The sequence below is a fragment of the Chryseobacterium sp. HR92 genome (assembly GCF_045689405.1).
Classification (GTDB): Bacteria; Bacteroidota; Bacteroidia; order Flavobacteriales; family Weeksellaceae; genus Chryseobacterium; species Chryseobacterium viscerum_A.
Genome location: NZ_CP139139.1, coordinates 2,442,512 through 2,458,896, shown reverse-complemented (window position 1 = coordinate 2,458,896; position 16,385 = coordinate 2,442,512). Strand labels below are relative to the sequence as shown.

The following is a 16,385-nucleotide window of genomic DNA, read 5'->3' as shown; positions in this document are numbered from 1 at the left end:
TACAACCTTACGGATATGAAAGAGCAGTACACCAATTACTGCTCTTTATTTTTTCATATACGCTTAAAAGCAATTGATATACCATGCAAAGCAATCTTTTCCTTTGTTTTATAGCTTTGATGTATGAAAAAGAGTTTCTTTCTTCGTTTTGGGTTGTCAGTGATATTGCTGATGCATAGTGTGATTTCTATTTTTAGTGGAGATGTTAATCATTTCGGGCATGATTACCTGGACAGTATAGGGTTTAGTCCTATTGGAATTTATATAGCATGGGCCATAAAACTTACTCATCTTTTCTCTGTGGTATTACTTTGGTTTGACCAATATATAAAGCCGGTGGCTATAGCTAATATTCTCATTTTTATTTTTGGAATTTATTTCGTTCACTGGCAAAATGGCTGGTTTGTAGTGGGAGGAGGAACCAATGGAGTAGAGTTTAATGTCTTGCTGATCTTCAGCTTTCTGAACCTTGTGTACCCTGAAATTTATTTAAAAAGAGAAAACCGTTTTCCACATGAAAAGGATATTTAAGGTTTCTTAAAATCAATAGTTTTTATTTAAACTTCCCTTGAATACAACTCAAATAGTGTAGTTTGTAGATCATTACCTTAATTTGGTCGACATATATTTCTATATTTGATTGAACTAATAGTACTTTGTATTCTTAAAATCATGACCCACCTGAAATCATACAAAATATCTAAATGGCAGATTCATTTGCTGTTTTGGATATTGTATTATATCCTTGAAGTTTACCTTGACTTTTATTGGTCCAGGTATCAGTTTCCGGATTTCAAATGGTCAATAAGACTTGTGAATACTCTGATCCTGGAGCTAGGATATCTTTTAATTAAAATACCGCTTGCCTATGCTTTGCTGTATGTATTTGAAAAAGTTCATACTAATGTTGTTTTCAAATACATTCTCTATATTTTTATTGTGATCACTGCTGTTTTGGGGCATCGCTTTTTAACGCATTTTATCATTTATCCCTATATTTATGGAATTACAGAAACTTTGGATGGAAAATATCCGTCAGGGTTCATCAATGGCTATGTGGCATTCAATTCTTTTATGGATCTGATTTTTATGGTAGGTCTGATTTTCGGGGTTGAAATTACCCGACAGAAAAATCTCCTGAAAGAACAGATCTCCCAGTTAAAGTCTGAAAAACTGGATCAGGAACTCACGATGCTGAAGGCACAAATCAATCCGCATTTTCTGTTTAATACCCTCAATAATATTTATGGACTGGCTCTGAAAAAAGCTGATGAAACTCCGGATGTTATCCTTCAGCTTTCCAAAATAATGCGGTATAATATCTATGAAGCAGCTGAAAAAAGCATTTCTCTCGGCAAGGATATTGAAAACATCAAAGATTTCATACAGATCCAGAAAATCCGCCACCGCCATCTTACCATCAACTTTACTGAAGATATTGACAATCCTTCCCAGGAAATCTCTCCGCTGATTTTGATACAATTTGTAGAAAATGCCTTCAAACATGGCGTTTCTGAAAGTTTAGGCGAAACATTTATTACTATCGATATCCGGTTGAAAAATGGAATTCTTACTTATTTCATAGAAAATTCCAAAGAAGAAAAACTTCATGCACATTCCACAAAAATAGGGCAGAAAAATATCCGGAGACAACTTGAACTGCTTTATCCTCAACACATACTTTCTGTGGAAGATCAAAGTGACCGCTATAGTGTAACATTAATCATAGATTTCCATGACACACCCAGCCTCTAAAAAATACAACTGCATTATTGTAGAAGATGAGCCTATTGCCGCAGAAATTCTGGAAAGTTTTATTTCCAGAGATCCGGAACTGAATCTTATAGGAAAATGTGCAGATGCTGTACATGCCAGTAATCTTTTAAGCATTCATGAGGTTGATCTTATGTTTTTGGACCTCCATCTACCTGTTGTAAAAGGCTTTGACTTTCTGAGAAAAATAAAAAATCCTCCATTAGTTATTGTTACCACGGCCTATCATCAGTATGCGGTGGAAGGCTACGAACTTGATATTGCAGATTATCTGATGAAACCTATTCCGTATGATCGTTTTCTGACGGCCATTGGGAAGTTCAAATATTTAATGGAAGCAGAGGATGCTTTACTGGAAATGTCTGAACGTGATTATATCTTCATCAACAGTGGAAAAAAGCAGGTTAAAATCATTCTGCAGGACATTTTCTACATCGAGAGCCTAAGAGAATACATTCATATCCATACAAAATCAGAGACTCTCACTTTTAAAATGCCTATCAGTAAAATAGAAGAGATTTTAAACCCCAAAATGTTTATCCGCATTCATAAGTCTTATATCATTTCAAAAGGCAAAATAGAAGTCAAGTCAGCCAATATTATTCAGATTAATGGGAAAAAACTTCCTGTGGGGAGGACGTACAAGCCGTTGTTGGAGATTTAAAAAGCGTTTAAACCACCCCGTCAAAAATTTTAAATTTTTGCCACCCCTCCGAGAGAGGGCAATTTTCAGCCGTTCAAATTAAAATTCAGGAAAATGGAAATTGTATAGTTTCTGTTTCACAGTTTATAATTTTAGTAGATTTTATCGTGTTGTTGATATATATCTTTCCCTAAAATCTTCATAATTTATCCAAATTTACCTGACAAAAGATATTTTTATTCCTGATTAAAAAAGTCTGGAATGAAAGTAGAATCACCGGAATTATAGAAAACCAAATGAGATAAATGTGGTTAGTTTATTATGCTAATGTTGAATGATGATTGGCTTAATGATTAGTAATAATCTTAAGCCAATTTTTTTTAGAGGAATATCTTATTTTAAAATATTTTGAGCCCAACTATTCCTACAACAATCAGTAATGCAGAGAGCAATCTTAAAATACTTGCTGAGTCCTGGAAAAACAGAATCCCGACCAATAAAGTTCCTACAGCACCAATTCCAGTCCATACTGCATAGGCTGTTCCAATAGGGATGCTTTTCTGAGCGTACCAGAGAAATCCGCCGCTAACGGTCATACATACGATTGAAAATATGATCCAGCTCCATTTATTATTTTCCGGTTGTTGAGATAATTTAAGTCCTAAAGGCCATCCAATTTCAAAAATTCCTGCGATAATTAATGCAATCCAGTTCATACTATTTATTTTTAATGATGTTGCCGTTATTGAAAGACCGTCATTAAAAATGAGTTCTTCACAATAAAAGATCCCATCTCAATTACTACTGCAAAATTACCATTATCTGTTCACGTTCAATAAAATAAACTGTGTGACCCTACAAAAAACAGAGATAGAGTGTATCAAACAGACTGTGAACCGTTCAATACTTCTGAACGAAATGGTAAGTCTGAATAGTTTTAATATTGATATCTTTATAGCATAAAAAGAAAATAAGGAAGTATTTTATTTCTATAAATCCAGTCATTTAAATTATGTTAACAGACATCATTGCCGTTCATCTTAACGTTATTTTTTGTGGAATCAATCCCGGGTTAAAATCCTCCAATGACGGACATCATTTTTCAGGAAAGAGTAATCGTTTCTGGAAGGTTCTTCATCAGTCAGGTTTTACTCCTTATGAAATTGAAGCAGAGAATGATACATCTATTCTTGATTACGGATTGGGACTCACAACGGCTGTCGCAAGAGCAACCTCCCGCGCTGACGAACTTTCAAAAGATGAGTTTGATGATGCTCTGGACACTTTTAAGATAAAAATAACAGCATATCAACCCCAATATGTGGTCTTTCTCGGCAAAGCTGCTTACAAGGCTTTTTCTAAAAAGAAAGAAATTCTATGGGGGCTACAGGAAGAAGATTTCTGTGGAGCCAAGGTATGGGTTTTACCGAATACCAGCGGTCTGAACCGTGGATTTTCACTTGCTGATCTTGTTTCCTGTTACAGCAGTTTTTATCAGGCTATTAAAAATAATCAGAACTCATCACAGACAATATCAGAAATACAATAGGAGAGTGACAAAACTGCTTTTCAATTTTTGTACCCTATCTTTTACATCTACACCACCAAAATCACACTTAAGGGAAAAAACAATACATTTACTAATCTGATTCTCCCAGTTAATTATTCATCCTCCCCAGATATTTGATTGTTTGATACATTTAAAACTCAAACCATTAAATAGTATTATGAAAACAAAAGAGTGCGAATTCATTAAAAGACATTTTGTTTTATTGGATTCAACAACAGGGGATCTATGCTCAGGCATACCACAGCAATGCTTCAAAAAACTGAACCGATTTTTACTCTGTTCGGCCCTTATTACGGTATTCTCATCTCAATTCAGAGCACAATCCAGAATCAGTGAGCCTGTGAATGAAAAACCTTACCCGGCTGATCAGGTTGTTTCTTTGTATGGTAAAGAAAGGAATAGTTTTTCCAGCGATATTCAGCGAAGATCAGCAAATACGGCTCCTATTGAGCTTCGGTCAAAAGAAATCAAAGAGGTATTAACAGGGCAGGACTATTTCCCTGCTGATCTTTTTTTAAATGAGGGGGCAAAACCTCCTTCCGGACACAATCCTCAGGTTCGCCATTATGACAACCAGAATGTTATTTTTGACGGACAAAAGCACGAGAACATCCGGGTTGATGAAATCATCGATCAGTACACCTTAAAGGATGCAGATATTGATTACTACTATGACAATGCTTATTATCTCTTCCGTGATGCTTCAGGAAATACTATTGCAACCGTATATTATATTGACCGGACTGTAGGATTTTTAAAATCTGAGTATAAAGTTGTCAGCAAAGGGAAATCCCTTGTTACATTTCCTCTGCTTGTCGCTCCCAATCCTGCCAAACATGTGATTAATATTACTTATCAGGTGGAAAAAGAGAGCCAGGCCAGTCTTCAGATCATAGATATGAATGGCCGTACTGCAGATACTATATTCAGCGGTAAGCAGATCAAGAGCGGAAAACATACAACACAGCATAACATCAATCTTCCGGCCGGCAACTATCTGATTCAGTTCAATGCTCAGGGACAGGCGCCTGTAACTCAAAAAATCATTGTTCAATAAAATGCAGTCAATTATGAAAAAACTAATTATACTTTTAACCTGCATGTTATGGAGCATGACATGCATTAATGCCCAATGTCCCAACGGTGATGCTGAAATGGGTAATTTCAGCAACTGGCAGACTTATGTTGGAAGCAACACAACAGGAACACTAAATTTATCAACCTTTACTCCCAGTCTTTCACCTACCCAGCATACCGTGACGGGAATAGGCAATGACCCCATATTAGGAGCTTCTCTACCAATGGTGGGAGAGGGCAGCAGTGCTTTCAGATTAGGAAATTCTACCGCTATGAACGGTGCGGAAATCATGTCTTATACTTTCACAGCAGGAAGTTCTATATCATTTATGTATGCTTTGGTTTTGCAGGGAGCCCACAGCGATTCTATGATCAATGGATTTTTCAGTTACTGGGTAAGCAGAACTAACGACCTTGCCAGCAGTACAGCACCTGGTAATCTGGTCATTGGACCTGTTAAAATTAACGGCAGCAACGTAGCTGATCCATTCCTTCAAACCACAAGCTATAATGGTGAACCTCTCTCGTGGAAGGAGTGGCAGACCTTATGTCTTCCTATCCCTTCTCAGGATGTCGGCCAGCAGCTGACCATCTATTTTGCAACTGCAGACTGCAGAGATAGCGGACATTTTGGCTATGCCTATATTGATGCGCTTTGCAAGCCGGTACCTCCTGTACCAGTACTTGTAGGACCTTCTACAGTATGCAATATTGATGACCCCATTCTTTTTAGCGGAAGCCGCACAACCAATGAATCTCAATATGTATGGTTTGCCCAGGAATGTGATGCCATAGGGAACCTCATTGGAACTCCGCCTTTTGCAGTCATACGTAATGGGCCGGCAGGAACCTACAGCTTACGGTCCAGCGGGATAAATTTACAAAGCGGACATTATTATAAAGTCACCCTACAGGTTCGTAACTGTACCAGTGGCTGGGTAGTGATTTCCAAAATTGTTAAAATAGAATTTCCTCCCATTCAGACGAGCAATAAGGTCATCTGCTGTGGTTCAAGTATTAAATTGAGGGCTAATGTTACCGCTCCTGGTAATGGTACAGTCACCAGTTACAAATGGTATGATGAAGCAGGGAATTTTATAGGTAATGGCAGCTTATCATTTACCGGACCTATTGGCGGACCATTTGTTCCTTCTAATGATATCACTGTGACTCCTACCAAGTGTACCAAATACAGAATCGAATTTGAATATAACGGCTGTAAAAATTCACAGTGGGTATATGTTACTCTTATTCAGAATGTCAGAGGTGCTTTTGGCTGTGTAAGTTATAATAATTGTACAGGGTCAGGCACTGTGAAATTTGATCCGTGGATCAAGCTTTGCGGTAATGAAACTGAAGTAGGTCCTGATTACAACTTCCATATGCAGCAGGCTACAAACAGCATTAAGTATTCCTGGAATACAGGCAGTACAAGTGATACCTCTGCCGTTACAGGAAATACAGCCTCAACAGTAACTGTCACAAGTGTTTGCGGAACGAATACGGCAACAATCACTCCTCCGGTTTTTACAGGGGCTTTTCCAGGCTTGTTTAAACCTACAGGGATGTCTGTGACCAATCCATTTGTTATTTATAACACGATGATGAACCAATATGCCATACCCGCATACAATGCCTATTCGTATGAACTTAGTGTGTATGACCGCTGGGGAACCCGTGTTTACTACAAATATGAAACAACATGTCTCGGTTTTTATAATGGCCAGATCAGATGGGATGGAAGATACACTCCTGATGCAAATGGCAACCCTGGACCATATGTCAATATTCCCGGAGTATATTCCTGGAATCTTAAGCTGACCAATTGTACTGGCAGTGAAAATTTCAAAGGTGATGTAACTTTTATACAGTAATTTGATTTTCAGATTCAACATTATAAAAAATCCCGATCTATTTTGTGTCGGGATTTCTTTTTGCTCTTAAGGCTGTATTAAAGAGCAACTCTTACGCTTTATTGGGTTTACTTACATATTTGTTCCCTTTTACAAAAAATCGCCAGGGTAAAAGTGCATCTTCCTGGGCATAAGCAACACCTATACGGGGAGCTTTTATAATATCATCAGGAGCATATTGAATTTCGTGATCTTCAATCCATATTTCATTTCCATCCATATTTTTTTTATTAAAAGATTTATCAATCCCTAAGGCTTTGGCTACAGATCCGGGGCCGGAAGAAATAGCCGCTTTATCAGCAGGCATATTCCGTCTGAATTCCATGATATCTTTTCCTATCAGTGGTTCAACAGCTCTGATTAATACCGCGTGAGGCTCGTCTTTTACAGAGGTTACAATATTGAACAGATGATGAATCCCATAACATAAATAAACATAAGAAATACCACCATGACTATACAATGTTTCAGTGCGGTCTGTCTGCCGGCCGCCATAAGCATGGGAGGCTTTATCCAGTACTCCGAAATAGGCTTCCGTTTCTACAATAATTCCGGCTGTTGTTTCACCATTAATAGCTGTAAAAAGAATTTTCCCCAGAAGATCCTGAGCCAGAAAAAGAACATCTTGATTGGAATAATAGGAGAGTGGCAGTTTCAAATGATTGGGTTTTATGAATTTAACAGGTTAAAAATAAGGATATAAAAACAATTTTCATAAAGTTAAACAGATTGTCACTACATTTGAAATGAGTGATTGATATTCACCCAACCTAAAAGCAAAATTATGATGAAATCCTTTAATCTGACACTGTTTATCTTTACTTTTTGTCTGGCAGCATTGTCATTCAATATTCCTTATCAGCAATCTTATCAAAAAATGATTGTCGGAAAATGGCAGCCTATACTTTCCTCTACTGAAGGAATTGAAGCAAACGGAAAGCGGACAGTAAAAAATTATCAATTAAACCGCAGTGACCTCATGCAGTTTAATGCAGACGGCTCCATTATTGATAGCGGACAGCTTTATTTTTCGTATGAATTACATTCTGAAGACAAAATCTTATCTTTATTTGACGGGGGTAATTATGAGAGAAAGTTTGAAATCACTCAACTAGACAAAACAACCATGAAAATTGTCATGAAAGAAACTGACAAATATAAAGGAGAGCCCTTTCAGATAACCTGGACGATTGTATTTAAAAGAAAATAAACATCTTCAACATAAAAAAGTCCCACATTACGGTGAGACTTTTTTATAGATGATCTTATCTTCCTCCGGGAGGACAGTGCTCTTTCAGATATTTTGTAAACATGGTAGTCAAGTGCAGTGATGTTCCTTCTCCTTCGTCAATAGAATGAGTACGGTTAGGATAGGACATCAGCTGAAACTGCTTATTGTATTTTACCAGTTCGTTGATGTATACTTCTGTATTCTGGTAATGTACATTATCATCGCCGGTTCCGTGAACCAGCAGAAGATTTCCTTTTAAATTTTTAGCATAAGCCAATGGAGATCCATTGACAAAATCTTCTCGGTTTTCCTGTGGAAGCCCCATATATCTTTCCTGGTAGATATTGTCATAGAATAACTGATTAGCAACGGGAGCAATTGCAATCCCCGTCTGGTAAATATCAGGATATTGCCCTAAAAGATTCAGGGTAGATGAACCTCCGCCGCTCCATCCCCATACGGCAACCCTTGAAGTATCTACATAAGGCCATTTTGCAAACAAAGCTTTGGCACCCATTGCCTGATCACGGATATTAAGCTGTCCTATTTTACGATACACCGATTTTCTCCATTCACGACCTCTTGGAGCAGGTGTTCCACGGTTTTCGAGAGAAACATACAGATAGCCGTCTTCAGCCATATCTCCGGCATATAACCAATTCCAACCGGTATAAAATTCGTCTGTTACCGTTTGCATAGCGGGTTCTCCATACACTGTAAAAACGATAGGATATTTTTTATTGGGGTCAAAATTTTTAGGCTTTACTACCCAGCCATCTAATGTAATACCATCCTGTGTCGTAATCTGAAAAAATTCAGCTTTAGACTTAGCTGGATCAGCCTTTGCAGATCTTTTGGCAGCTACAAGCTCTTTATGCTCCGGAAGTGATATTACTGCATCTGCGGAAAATGCATTGATACTGTTATTGGTAAACATAGCAATCTTTCCATTAGGCGATATGGTATAACTATTAGAACCTGTATAGGATGCCGGGGTTACTTTTTGGGCATTTCCTCCTTTCATACTTACTTTATACAGGTATTTCTGAGTGGCATTATTTGGGGAAGCTAAGAAGTAAATCTGTTTGTTCTGAACATCAAAAAATTCCGGCTTAATCACATCGAAGGCATCTTTCGTAATCAATGTTTCCTTACCGTTCATATCTATTTTATAAATATGTCTCCATCCGTCTTTCTCAGAAAGCCATAGAAATTCTTTTCCATTATCAATCCAGTCCCAGCCCTTCGGATCATTGTCATTCCAGCGGGACTTTATATCAATCCATGCAGCATCTTTTTCCGTATGAATGGTTTTACTGTTTCCGGAACTGGCATCTGCCACGATGATTTTACTTTGATTCTGTTTTCTGTTCAATTGCTGCAGAATAACGGATTTAGAATCCAGTACCCATTCCATTCTCGGAATATAGTTTTGCATTTCATCTCCTGCAATATCAGCTTTCTTTGAAGATTTGGAAGCAAGGTCATAGAACCAGATACTACATCCTGAGGGATTTTCACCCACTTTGGGATACTCTACAGGAACTGTAAATGAATACAGGCTGTCTGTATTATTAATCATCAGGAAGTTTTTTGTGCCTCGCGCATCCAGTTTCCAGTAAGCAATTTTGTTTCCGTCGGGTGACCATCGGAAACCATCCTGAGTCCCAAACTCCTCTTCATATACCCAGTCGAAAGTACCGTTAATCATTCCGTCTGTGCCATCGGTAGTGATCTTGGTAAGCTGGTTATTTGAAAGATCTTCAACATAAATATTGTGTTTAGATACATACGCTACTTTTTTGCCATCGGGTGAATATTTTGCAAACATCAGTGATGAAGCTGGCAAGCCTTTTCCAAGCCGGGTAAGCTTTTTAGTGTTTTTATCGAAAATCCAGTAGTCTCCACGGGTGTTGTCTCTCCATACTTTCTTGGTATTGGCAAAGAGTAATAAACTTTTGTCATCCGGAGATACCTGAAAACTTTGTACCTGCAGTGCTTCAGAACTTCCTGCAGGAACCAGTTCATTGCTGTTTAAAAGGGTCTGGTCTTTTCCGGGATGCAGCACATCAACAATTTCAACTCCTTTTTTAGTAAACGAATAATAGGCATTGCCATCCGGAGTCCATTGTGTTTTTTGTGCTGCCAATGGTGACAGACACAGGAAGTATAATGCAATAGCTGTTAGTTTTTTTATGTTCTTCATAGATAGTTTTTAATTAATTTCAGCTCTGTAATTTTCAATTTCTTCAACCGTTTTAATCAGTCCGTTCCCCAGAAGTCTGTACCCGTTATCTGTAATCAGGAAGTCATCTTCCACACGGATTCCTCCGAAGTTTCGGTATTCATTTACTTTATCGTAATTGATAAAATCTGCATTTTTATTTTCAGCCTGCCAGATGTCAATCAGTTCCGGAATCATGTAAATGCCGGGTTCAACGGTCACTACAAATCCGGATTCAAGGGCTTTCCCCAAACGTAAAGATTTAAGACCGAATGTTTTGGTATCCTTTGGTTCTTCTTCGGTATAACCAATATACTGTTCTCCAAGATCTTCCATATCATGGACATCAAGTCCCATCATGTGCCCCAATCCGCATTGGAAAAACAGGGTATGAGCATGGTTATGTACCGCTTCTTCAGGATTGCCTTTCATCAATCCAAGATCAATAAGACCTTCTACAAGATGCTGTGAGGCTTTCAGGTGAATATCCCTGAACTTAACTCCAGGTTTCAGAAGCTGCTGGGCATTGTTGAAAGCATTCAGTACAACTTCATACATTTCCTTTTGTTTTGTACTGAAAGTTTTGCTCACAGGAAACGTTCTGGTAAGGTCTCCCGCATATCCCATTGCAGTTTCCGCTCCGGAATCATTAAGGAAAAGATCTCCCTCTTTCAAAGTATTGAGACGATAATGATTATGCAGAATTCCTCCGTTTATGGTTACAATCGGAGGGTAGGACATCTTACATTCTTTATTGGCTGCCAGATATTGGATGGCATTGGCAATTTCATATTCTTTAACACCTGGTTTAGCCAGACGCATTGCCAGCAGATGCATTTCATTGGATACATTCACCGCCTGTTCTATCTGTACGATTTCCTGAGATTCTTTGATTGAACGTTGCTTTACAATGGCTTTAATCATCTCTACAGAAGGCTGTAATGCTGCTATTTTAATACCTAGAAGATCGGCAAGCAAAATTTTATTGGAAGACTGATATGGAGGAAGATAATGTACCTTTCTGCCGGAAGCCTGTACTTTTAGAATATATTGAGCAAGTTCTGCATAGGGCAAAGTTTCCTGTACTCCGGATTTCAGACTTTTCTCTTTCAGTGTTTCCTGTCTGCCCATCCATACAATATCATCTATACTTAATTCATCTCCGAAAATAATAGTCTTATTTTCATCAATATCAATAATGGCAGCAATACGGGATTCCTGAATTCCGAAATAATATAGATAAGTACTGTCCTGACGGAAATAATAAGGATTGTGTTCAAAATTCACAGGGTTCTCTATATTTCCCAAAAACAATAAAATTCCGTTGGCAACATTATTTTTTAATACTGTTCTTCTATCCTGATAGGTTTGTGTTGAAAACATATTATGAATACTTTTTAATTTAAAGCTTTAAAGTTACGATTTTGTACTATTGACCGCTCTTTATTCGTGAAAATAAAGATAATGTAAAGTTTGGATTTTAATATGATATCCAGTGTTCATATTTTGCTTAAATTCGGTCATATTTTAACCTTTTAAATACATTAGCTCATAAAATACTGATTCAATGAAGAGTCTCCAGTTTTCAGTCCCTGCCGACACGAACAAAAGCATCCGCATTCAGGAAGATATAATGCCCAATTTCTATCCTTACTTCCATCGCCATACAGAAACCCAGATCATGTGGATTATTAAAGGACATGGAACACTGGCTATAGAACAAAACCTCTTTAATTTTGAGGCAGGTGACATTTTCTATCTTGGCGCTAATCAATCACATGTTTTCAGGGGCAATTTTGATAAAAATGAAAAACAAAAAGTTCATTCTATCTCTATTTTTTTTGATCCTTATAAAAAAATTGCAGCATTTTTCGACTTACCGGAATTCGGAGAACTTAAAAATTTTATTGCCCATTCAGAAGTAGGCTTCCAGGTGACTCCTAAATTAAAAATAAGCATCGGGGAAAACATTGCAGCATTACAAAAAACAGAAGGAGTAGACCAGATCATAGATTTTATCAGGATTTTGAGTCACCTTATGCAAAACAGGCATCTCCACATCCCTTTATCCGCAGAAAAGAAGCTGCCTGATCATATTTCAGACTATGATCAAAGAATTATAGATGCCCAGACTTTTATTAAGAAGAATTTTGCCCAAACTAAACTTACCCTCGACCTTATTGCCAAAGAAGCCTGTATGACTCCTCAGGCTTTTTGCCGCTCTTTTAAAAAACGTACCCGCATTACTTATATTGAGTATCTTAATGAGCTTCGCGTACAAAGAGCCTGCAAACTTTTGACATCCAGCAGCATGTACAGTATTTCTTCTGTTGCTTTTAATAGTGGGTTCAACAGCCTTACCAATTTTAACCGGGTTTTCAAGTCCATTATGAAATATTCACCTAAAGAATACCTTAAACACTATAAAGAGGCTACCATAGAGCAATAAAAACAACCTGTTAAAATACGGTTAATATCTATTAAAATATTAACATTTACCGTTTTGAAATTCTGCTAGTTTTGGATAAATATTATTTGATATGAGTACAAAACTAAACTGGGAAGGTATTTATCCTGCTGTATTAACTCCTTTTACCAAAGAAGGTGAGATAGACTTTGAAATGTTTGCTCTCAATACAGAAGCCCAGATCCAAGCAGGTGTTCACGGAATCATTCTCGCAGGAACATTAGGTGAAGCCAGTGCTTTGGAAACTGAAGAAAAATTTGAGCTGCTGAAATATGCAAAAAAAATAACACAGGGAAGAATTCCAGTTATTCTTAACCTTTCCGAAAATACTACCAAAAATGCAGTAACCTTTGCTAAGAAAGCAAAAGAATTTGGTGCAGATGGTCTGATGCTCCTTCCTCCAATGCGTTATAAAGCTGATAGCCATGAAGTTGTTGAATATTTCAAAGCCGTAGCTTCTGCTACAGATCTTCCTATCCTCATTTACAATAATCCTGTAGATTATGGAATATATGTTTCCCTTGAAATGTTTGAAGAGCTTATTGAATATCCAACCATACAGGCTGTTAAAGAATCTACAAGAGATCTTGCGAATGTAACCAGAATGATTAACCGTTTTGGAAAAAGAATCAAAATCCTTGGCGGAGTAGACACCATTTGCCTGGAAACCCTTATGCTTGGAGCCGATGGCCTTGTAGCTGGCCTTGTGGATGCTTTTCCCAATGAAACAATGGCTATGTACAACTACGTTAAAGCAGGTCAATATGACAAAGCCGTAGCAATCTACAGATGGTTTATGCCATTACTGGAACTCGATATTCACCCTAAACTTATCCAGTACATCAAGCTGGCTGCTACAGCAGAAGGAATAAGCAGTCCTTACGTAAGAGCGCCACGTCTGGAGCTACATGGCGAGGAAGCTGAAAAAGTTAAAAAGATCATTGAAGACGGCATAGCCAACCGACCGGCATTAGATTAACCTCAGAAAAAAAACTATGATTGAAGAAACATCAACACAAAATATTGAGAGGAGAATTCAGATGGCTGCCGAAGCCTATCAGTTTCTGAAAAATACCACTGTAAAAGAACGGGCAGCCTTTATGAACGCAGTTGCCGACCAGATTGAAGCACTGGGAGAAGAACTTTTGACAACGGCTCATGCTGAAACCTCACTTCCTTTAGCAAGGCTTACCGGTGAAAAAGCAAGAACAACGGGACAATGGAGAAGCTATGCAAAAGCTGTAGCCACAGGAACATATACAGAACCACGAATTGATCTTGCACAACCTGACTGGCAAAAAGGAGATATCAGAAAATACAATGTAGGAATAGGCCCTGTAGTTGTTTTCGGAGCCAGTAATTTTCCGTTTGCTTTTTCTACAGCGGGCGGTGATACAGCGAGTGCCATTGGGGCAGGCTGCCCAGTCATTGTAAAGGCTCATCCGGCACATTCTGAGACTTCACAAATGATGGCTGATGCTATCACGGCTGCTGTTACAGCATTCGAATGGCCTGAAGGGATCTTTAGCCATATTACCGGAGCATCCTATGATATTGGGACTTATTTGACTCAGCATCCGGATATACGGGCTGTTGCATTTACCGGTTCATTCAATGGAGGAAAAGCCCTGTTTGATATTGCGAACCTTCGTGAAAATCCTATTCCCGTATTTGCAGAAATGGGAAGTATCAATCCTGTATTTGCGCTGAAACAACTGCTTGAAAACAAAGCAGAAATATTAGCAAAAGAATATATTACTTCTTTAACGTTAGGAGTAGGACAGTTTTGTACAAATCCGGGAGTGTTTATTGCATTGAAAGGGAATTCTCTTGACCGCTTTATCAATACTTTAAAAGATGAAATTCAGAAGGTTGCTCCCGCTAATATGCTTCACAAAGGGATATTTGAAAGTTTCGAAAAAAACAAAAAAATCGCAACAGAACAACCTGATGTTGAATTAATTGCATCAGTAAATAAAGAAACAGAAGACTGTCTGGGAAGCGCTTCCGTTATAAAAACCAATGCCAGAAACTTCATGAATAATCCTGTATTGAGTGAAGAAGTCTTTGGCCCATTTGGTATTATTGTAGCATGTGAAACGGATGAAGAAATAATGAATGTTGCTCAACAGCTGAAAGGACAGTTAACCATTACCGTAGCAGCTACCGATGAAGACCTCCGGAATCATTTTATGCTGATCAACTTTCTGAAGGATAAATGTGGAAGATTACTGTTCAACGGAATGCCTACAGGAGTAGAAGTTGTTTATGCCATGCAGCATGGAGGTCCTTTTCCTTCCACTACTGATTCCCGCTTTACCTCTGTAGGCCCGGATGCGGTCAAGAGGTTTATCCGCCCTGTTTCTTTCCAAAACTGGCCGGATGAATTTTTGCCGGAAGAGCTTAAGAATGAAAATCCTCTACAGATCAGCAGACTAGTAGATGGAGAAATGAATTCAGGATCATTAATATTACAGACAACATGAACAGAACATTTTTTTGTATAGATTCGCATACCTGTGGCTGCCCTGTACGTCTTGTTGCGGGAGGAGGCCCCATTTTAAAAGGAAAATCCATGATGGAGCGCAGGCTTCATTTTATGAAAGAATACGACTGGATCCGGAAAGGACTCATGTTTGAACCCCGTGGTCATGATATGATGAGTGGAAGTATTTTGTATCCGCCTTTTAGCGAAGAAAACGATATCGGAGTATTATATATTGAAACCAGTGGATGTCTACCCATGTGCGGACACGGAACAATAGGAACCGTAACGATTGCCATAGAAGAAGGTCTGGTTTTCCCTAAAGTCCCCGGAAAGCTGCGCCTTGAAACACCAGCAGGACTTATTCTCATCGATTATGTACAGGAAGGTAAAAAAGTAACCTCTGTAAAATTAACCAACGTAAAATCCTTTTTGTATGCTGAAAATCTGGAAGTGGAATGCCCTGATCTCGGATTGATAAAAGCTGATATAGCTTATGGCGGAAATTTTTACGCTATTATAGACCCCCAGGAAAATTTCAGGGATATTTCTGATTTTACAGCCAGCCAGCTTATTCATTATGGAAAAATCATCAGACAATTACTTAATGAAAAATACCAATTTATTCATCCTGAGAACGAACACATTACCGGATTAAGCCATATTCAATGGACAGGTAATCCCAAAGATCCCAAAGCAAGTGGACGAAATGCTGTTTTAGTGGGAGAGAATGCTCTGGACCGTTCACCATGCGGAACAGGTACTTCTGCAAGAATGGCTCAATGGTATGCTAAAGGAAAATTAAAAGAAGGAGAAGAATTTATCCATGAAAGCTATATCGGATCCCAGTTTATAGGAAGAATTGAAGGAACGGATACTGTAGACGGGAAATCTGCAATTATTCCGTCAGTAGAAGGTTGGGCAAGAATTACAGGTTATAATCATATTATTATTGACGATGAAGATCCTTACTGGCAGGGATTTCAGGTAATGTAAACAAAC

General features: G+C 38.2%; 15 protein-coding genes. 11 read left to right on the top strand and 4 right to left on the bottom strand.

The genetic code is table 11. The annotated features are described in order from the left end of the window. Window positions 1-123 precede the first annotated feature (123 nt). From SFA27_RS11090 to SFA27_RS11080, 3 genes are all read left to right on the top strand, one after another. A complete protein-coding gene (locus SFA27_RS11090; protein ID WP_407298085.1) occupies window positions 124-531 on the top strand; it encodes a DoxX family protein in 408 nt (135 codons plus the stop codon). Window positions 532-672: 141 nt separating this feature from the next. Further along, on the top strand, window positions 673-1,755 hold the full coding sequence (locus tag SFA27_RS11085; RefSeq protein WP_156118353.1) for a sensor histidine kinase: 1,083 nt from the start codon (window positions 673-675) through the stop codon (window positions 1,753-1,755). Next, entirely contained in the window at window positions 1,736-2,437 is a 702-nt protein-coding gene (locus SFA27_RS11080) for a LytR/AlgR family response regulator transcription factor (protein WP_407298084.1), read from the top strand. Before SFA27_RS11085 ends, SFA27_RS11080 begins: the two co-directional genes overlap by 20 nt. A 377-nt stretch (window positions 2,438-2,814) precedes the next feature. Here the strand turns inward: SFA27_RS11080 and SFA27_RS11075 are convergent, their stop codons facing one another. Next, on the bottom strand, window positions 2,815-3,132 hold the full coding sequence (locus tag SFA27_RS11075) for a multidrug efflux SMR transporter (RefSeq protein ID WP_047374748.1): 318 nt from the start codon (window positions 3,130-3,132) through the stop codon (window positions 2,815-2,817). Between the two features lie 296 nt (window positions 3,133-3,428). Between SFA27_RS11075 and mug the strand changes: the two genes are divergently transcribed. The 3 genes from mug (at window position 3,429) to SFA27_RS11060 (ending at window position 6,937) form a co-directional block, all read left to right on the top strand. Further along, entirely contained in the window at window positions 3,429-3,965 is a 537-nt protein-coding gene (mug, locus tag SFA27_RS11070) for a G/U mismatch-specific DNA glycosylase (RefSeq protein ID WP_407298083.1), read from the top strand. Window positions 3,966-4,143: 178 nt separating this feature from the next. Continuing rightward, the gene (locus tag SFA27_RS11065; protein WP_407298082.1) at window positions 4,144-5,043 is read left to right on the top strand and encodes a T9SS type A sorting domain-containing protein; all 900 of its coding nucleotides are present in this window, start codon (window positions 4,144-4,146) and stop codon (window positions 5,041-5,043) included. Window positions 5,044-5,056: 13 nt separating this feature from the next. After that, window positions 5,057-6,937 carry a hypothetical protein gene (locus SFA27_RS11060; RefSeq protein ID WP_407298081.1) on the top strand — a complete coding sequence of 627 codons (1,881 nt, stop codon included), beginning with the start codon at window positions 5,057-5,059 and terminating at the stop codon, window positions 6,935-6,937. 91 nt (window positions 6,938-7,028) lie between these two features. Here SFA27_RS11060 and SFA27_RS11055 read toward each other — a convergent pair whose 3' ends face one another. After that, complete coding sequence (locus tag SFA27_RS11055) at window positions 7,029-7,634, bottom strand: DNA-3-methyladenine glycosylase (protein WP_407298080.1); 606 nt, start codon at window positions 7,632-7,634, stop codon at window positions 7,029-7,031. A gap of 126 nt (window positions 7,635-7,760) precedes the next feature. Here SFA27_RS11055 and SFA27_RS11050 point away from each other — a divergent pair, with 126 nt between their 5' ends. Beyond that, window positions 7,761-8,186, top strand: coding sequence for a hypothetical protein (locus SFA27_RS11050; protein ID WP_047374740.1), 426 nt, complete (start codon window positions 7,761-7,763; stop codon window positions 8,184-8,186). 55 nt (window positions 8,187-8,241) lie between these two features. Here SFA27_RS11050 and SFA27_RS11045 read toward each other — a convergent pair whose 3' ends face one another. Continuing rightward, window positions 8,242-10,413 carry a DPP IV N-terminal domain-containing protein gene (locus SFA27_RS11045; protein WP_407298079.1) on the bottom strand — a complete coding sequence of 724 codons (2,172 nt, stop codon included), beginning with the start codon at window positions 10,411-10,413 and terminating at the stop codon, window positions 8,242-8,244. A gap of 9 nt (window positions 10,414-10,422) precedes the next feature. Next, on the bottom strand, window positions 10,423-11,814 hold the full coding sequence (locus tag SFA27_RS11040; RefSeq protein ID WP_407298078.1) for an aminopeptidase P family protein: 1,392 nt from the start codon (window positions 11,812-11,814) through the stop codon (window positions 10,423-10,425). Window positions 11,815-11,998: 184 nt separating this feature from the next. Here SFA27_RS11040 and SFA27_RS11035 point away from each other — a divergent pair, with 184 nt between their 5' ends. The 4 genes from SFA27_RS11035 (at window position 11,999) to SFA27_RS11020 (ending at window position 16,379) form a co-directional block, all read left to right on the top strand. Then, on the top strand, window positions 11,999-12,880 hold the full coding sequence (locus SFA27_RS11035) for an AraC family transcriptional regulator (protein ID WP_407298077.1): 882 nt from the start codon (window positions 11,999-12,001) through the stop codon (window positions 12,878-12,880). Window positions 12,881-12,971: 91 nt separating this feature from the next. Continuing rightward, on the top strand, window positions 12,972-13,877 hold the full coding sequence (locus SFA27_RS11030; protein ID WP_407298076.1) for a dihydrodipicolinate synthase family protein: 906 nt from the start codon (window positions 12,972-12,974) through the stop codon (window positions 13,875-13,877). A gap of 16 nt (window positions 13,878-13,893) precedes the next feature. Beyond that, a complete protein-coding gene (locus SFA27_RS11025) occupies window positions 13,894-15,384 on the top strand; it encodes an aldehyde dehydrogenase (NADP(+)) (RefSeq protein WP_407298075.1) in 1,491 nt (496 codons plus the stop codon). After that, window positions 15,381-16,379 carry a 4-hydroxyproline epimerase gene (locus SFA27_RS11020; RefSeq protein ID WP_407298074.1) on the top strand — a complete coding sequence of 333 codons (999 nt, stop codon included), beginning with the start codon at window positions 15,381-15,383 and terminating at the stop codon, window positions 16,377-16,379. The genes SFA27_RS11025 and SFA27_RS11020 overlap by 4 nt, the downstream gene beginning before the upstream one ends. The last annotated feature ends 6 nt before the right edge of the window (window positions 16,380-16,385 follow it).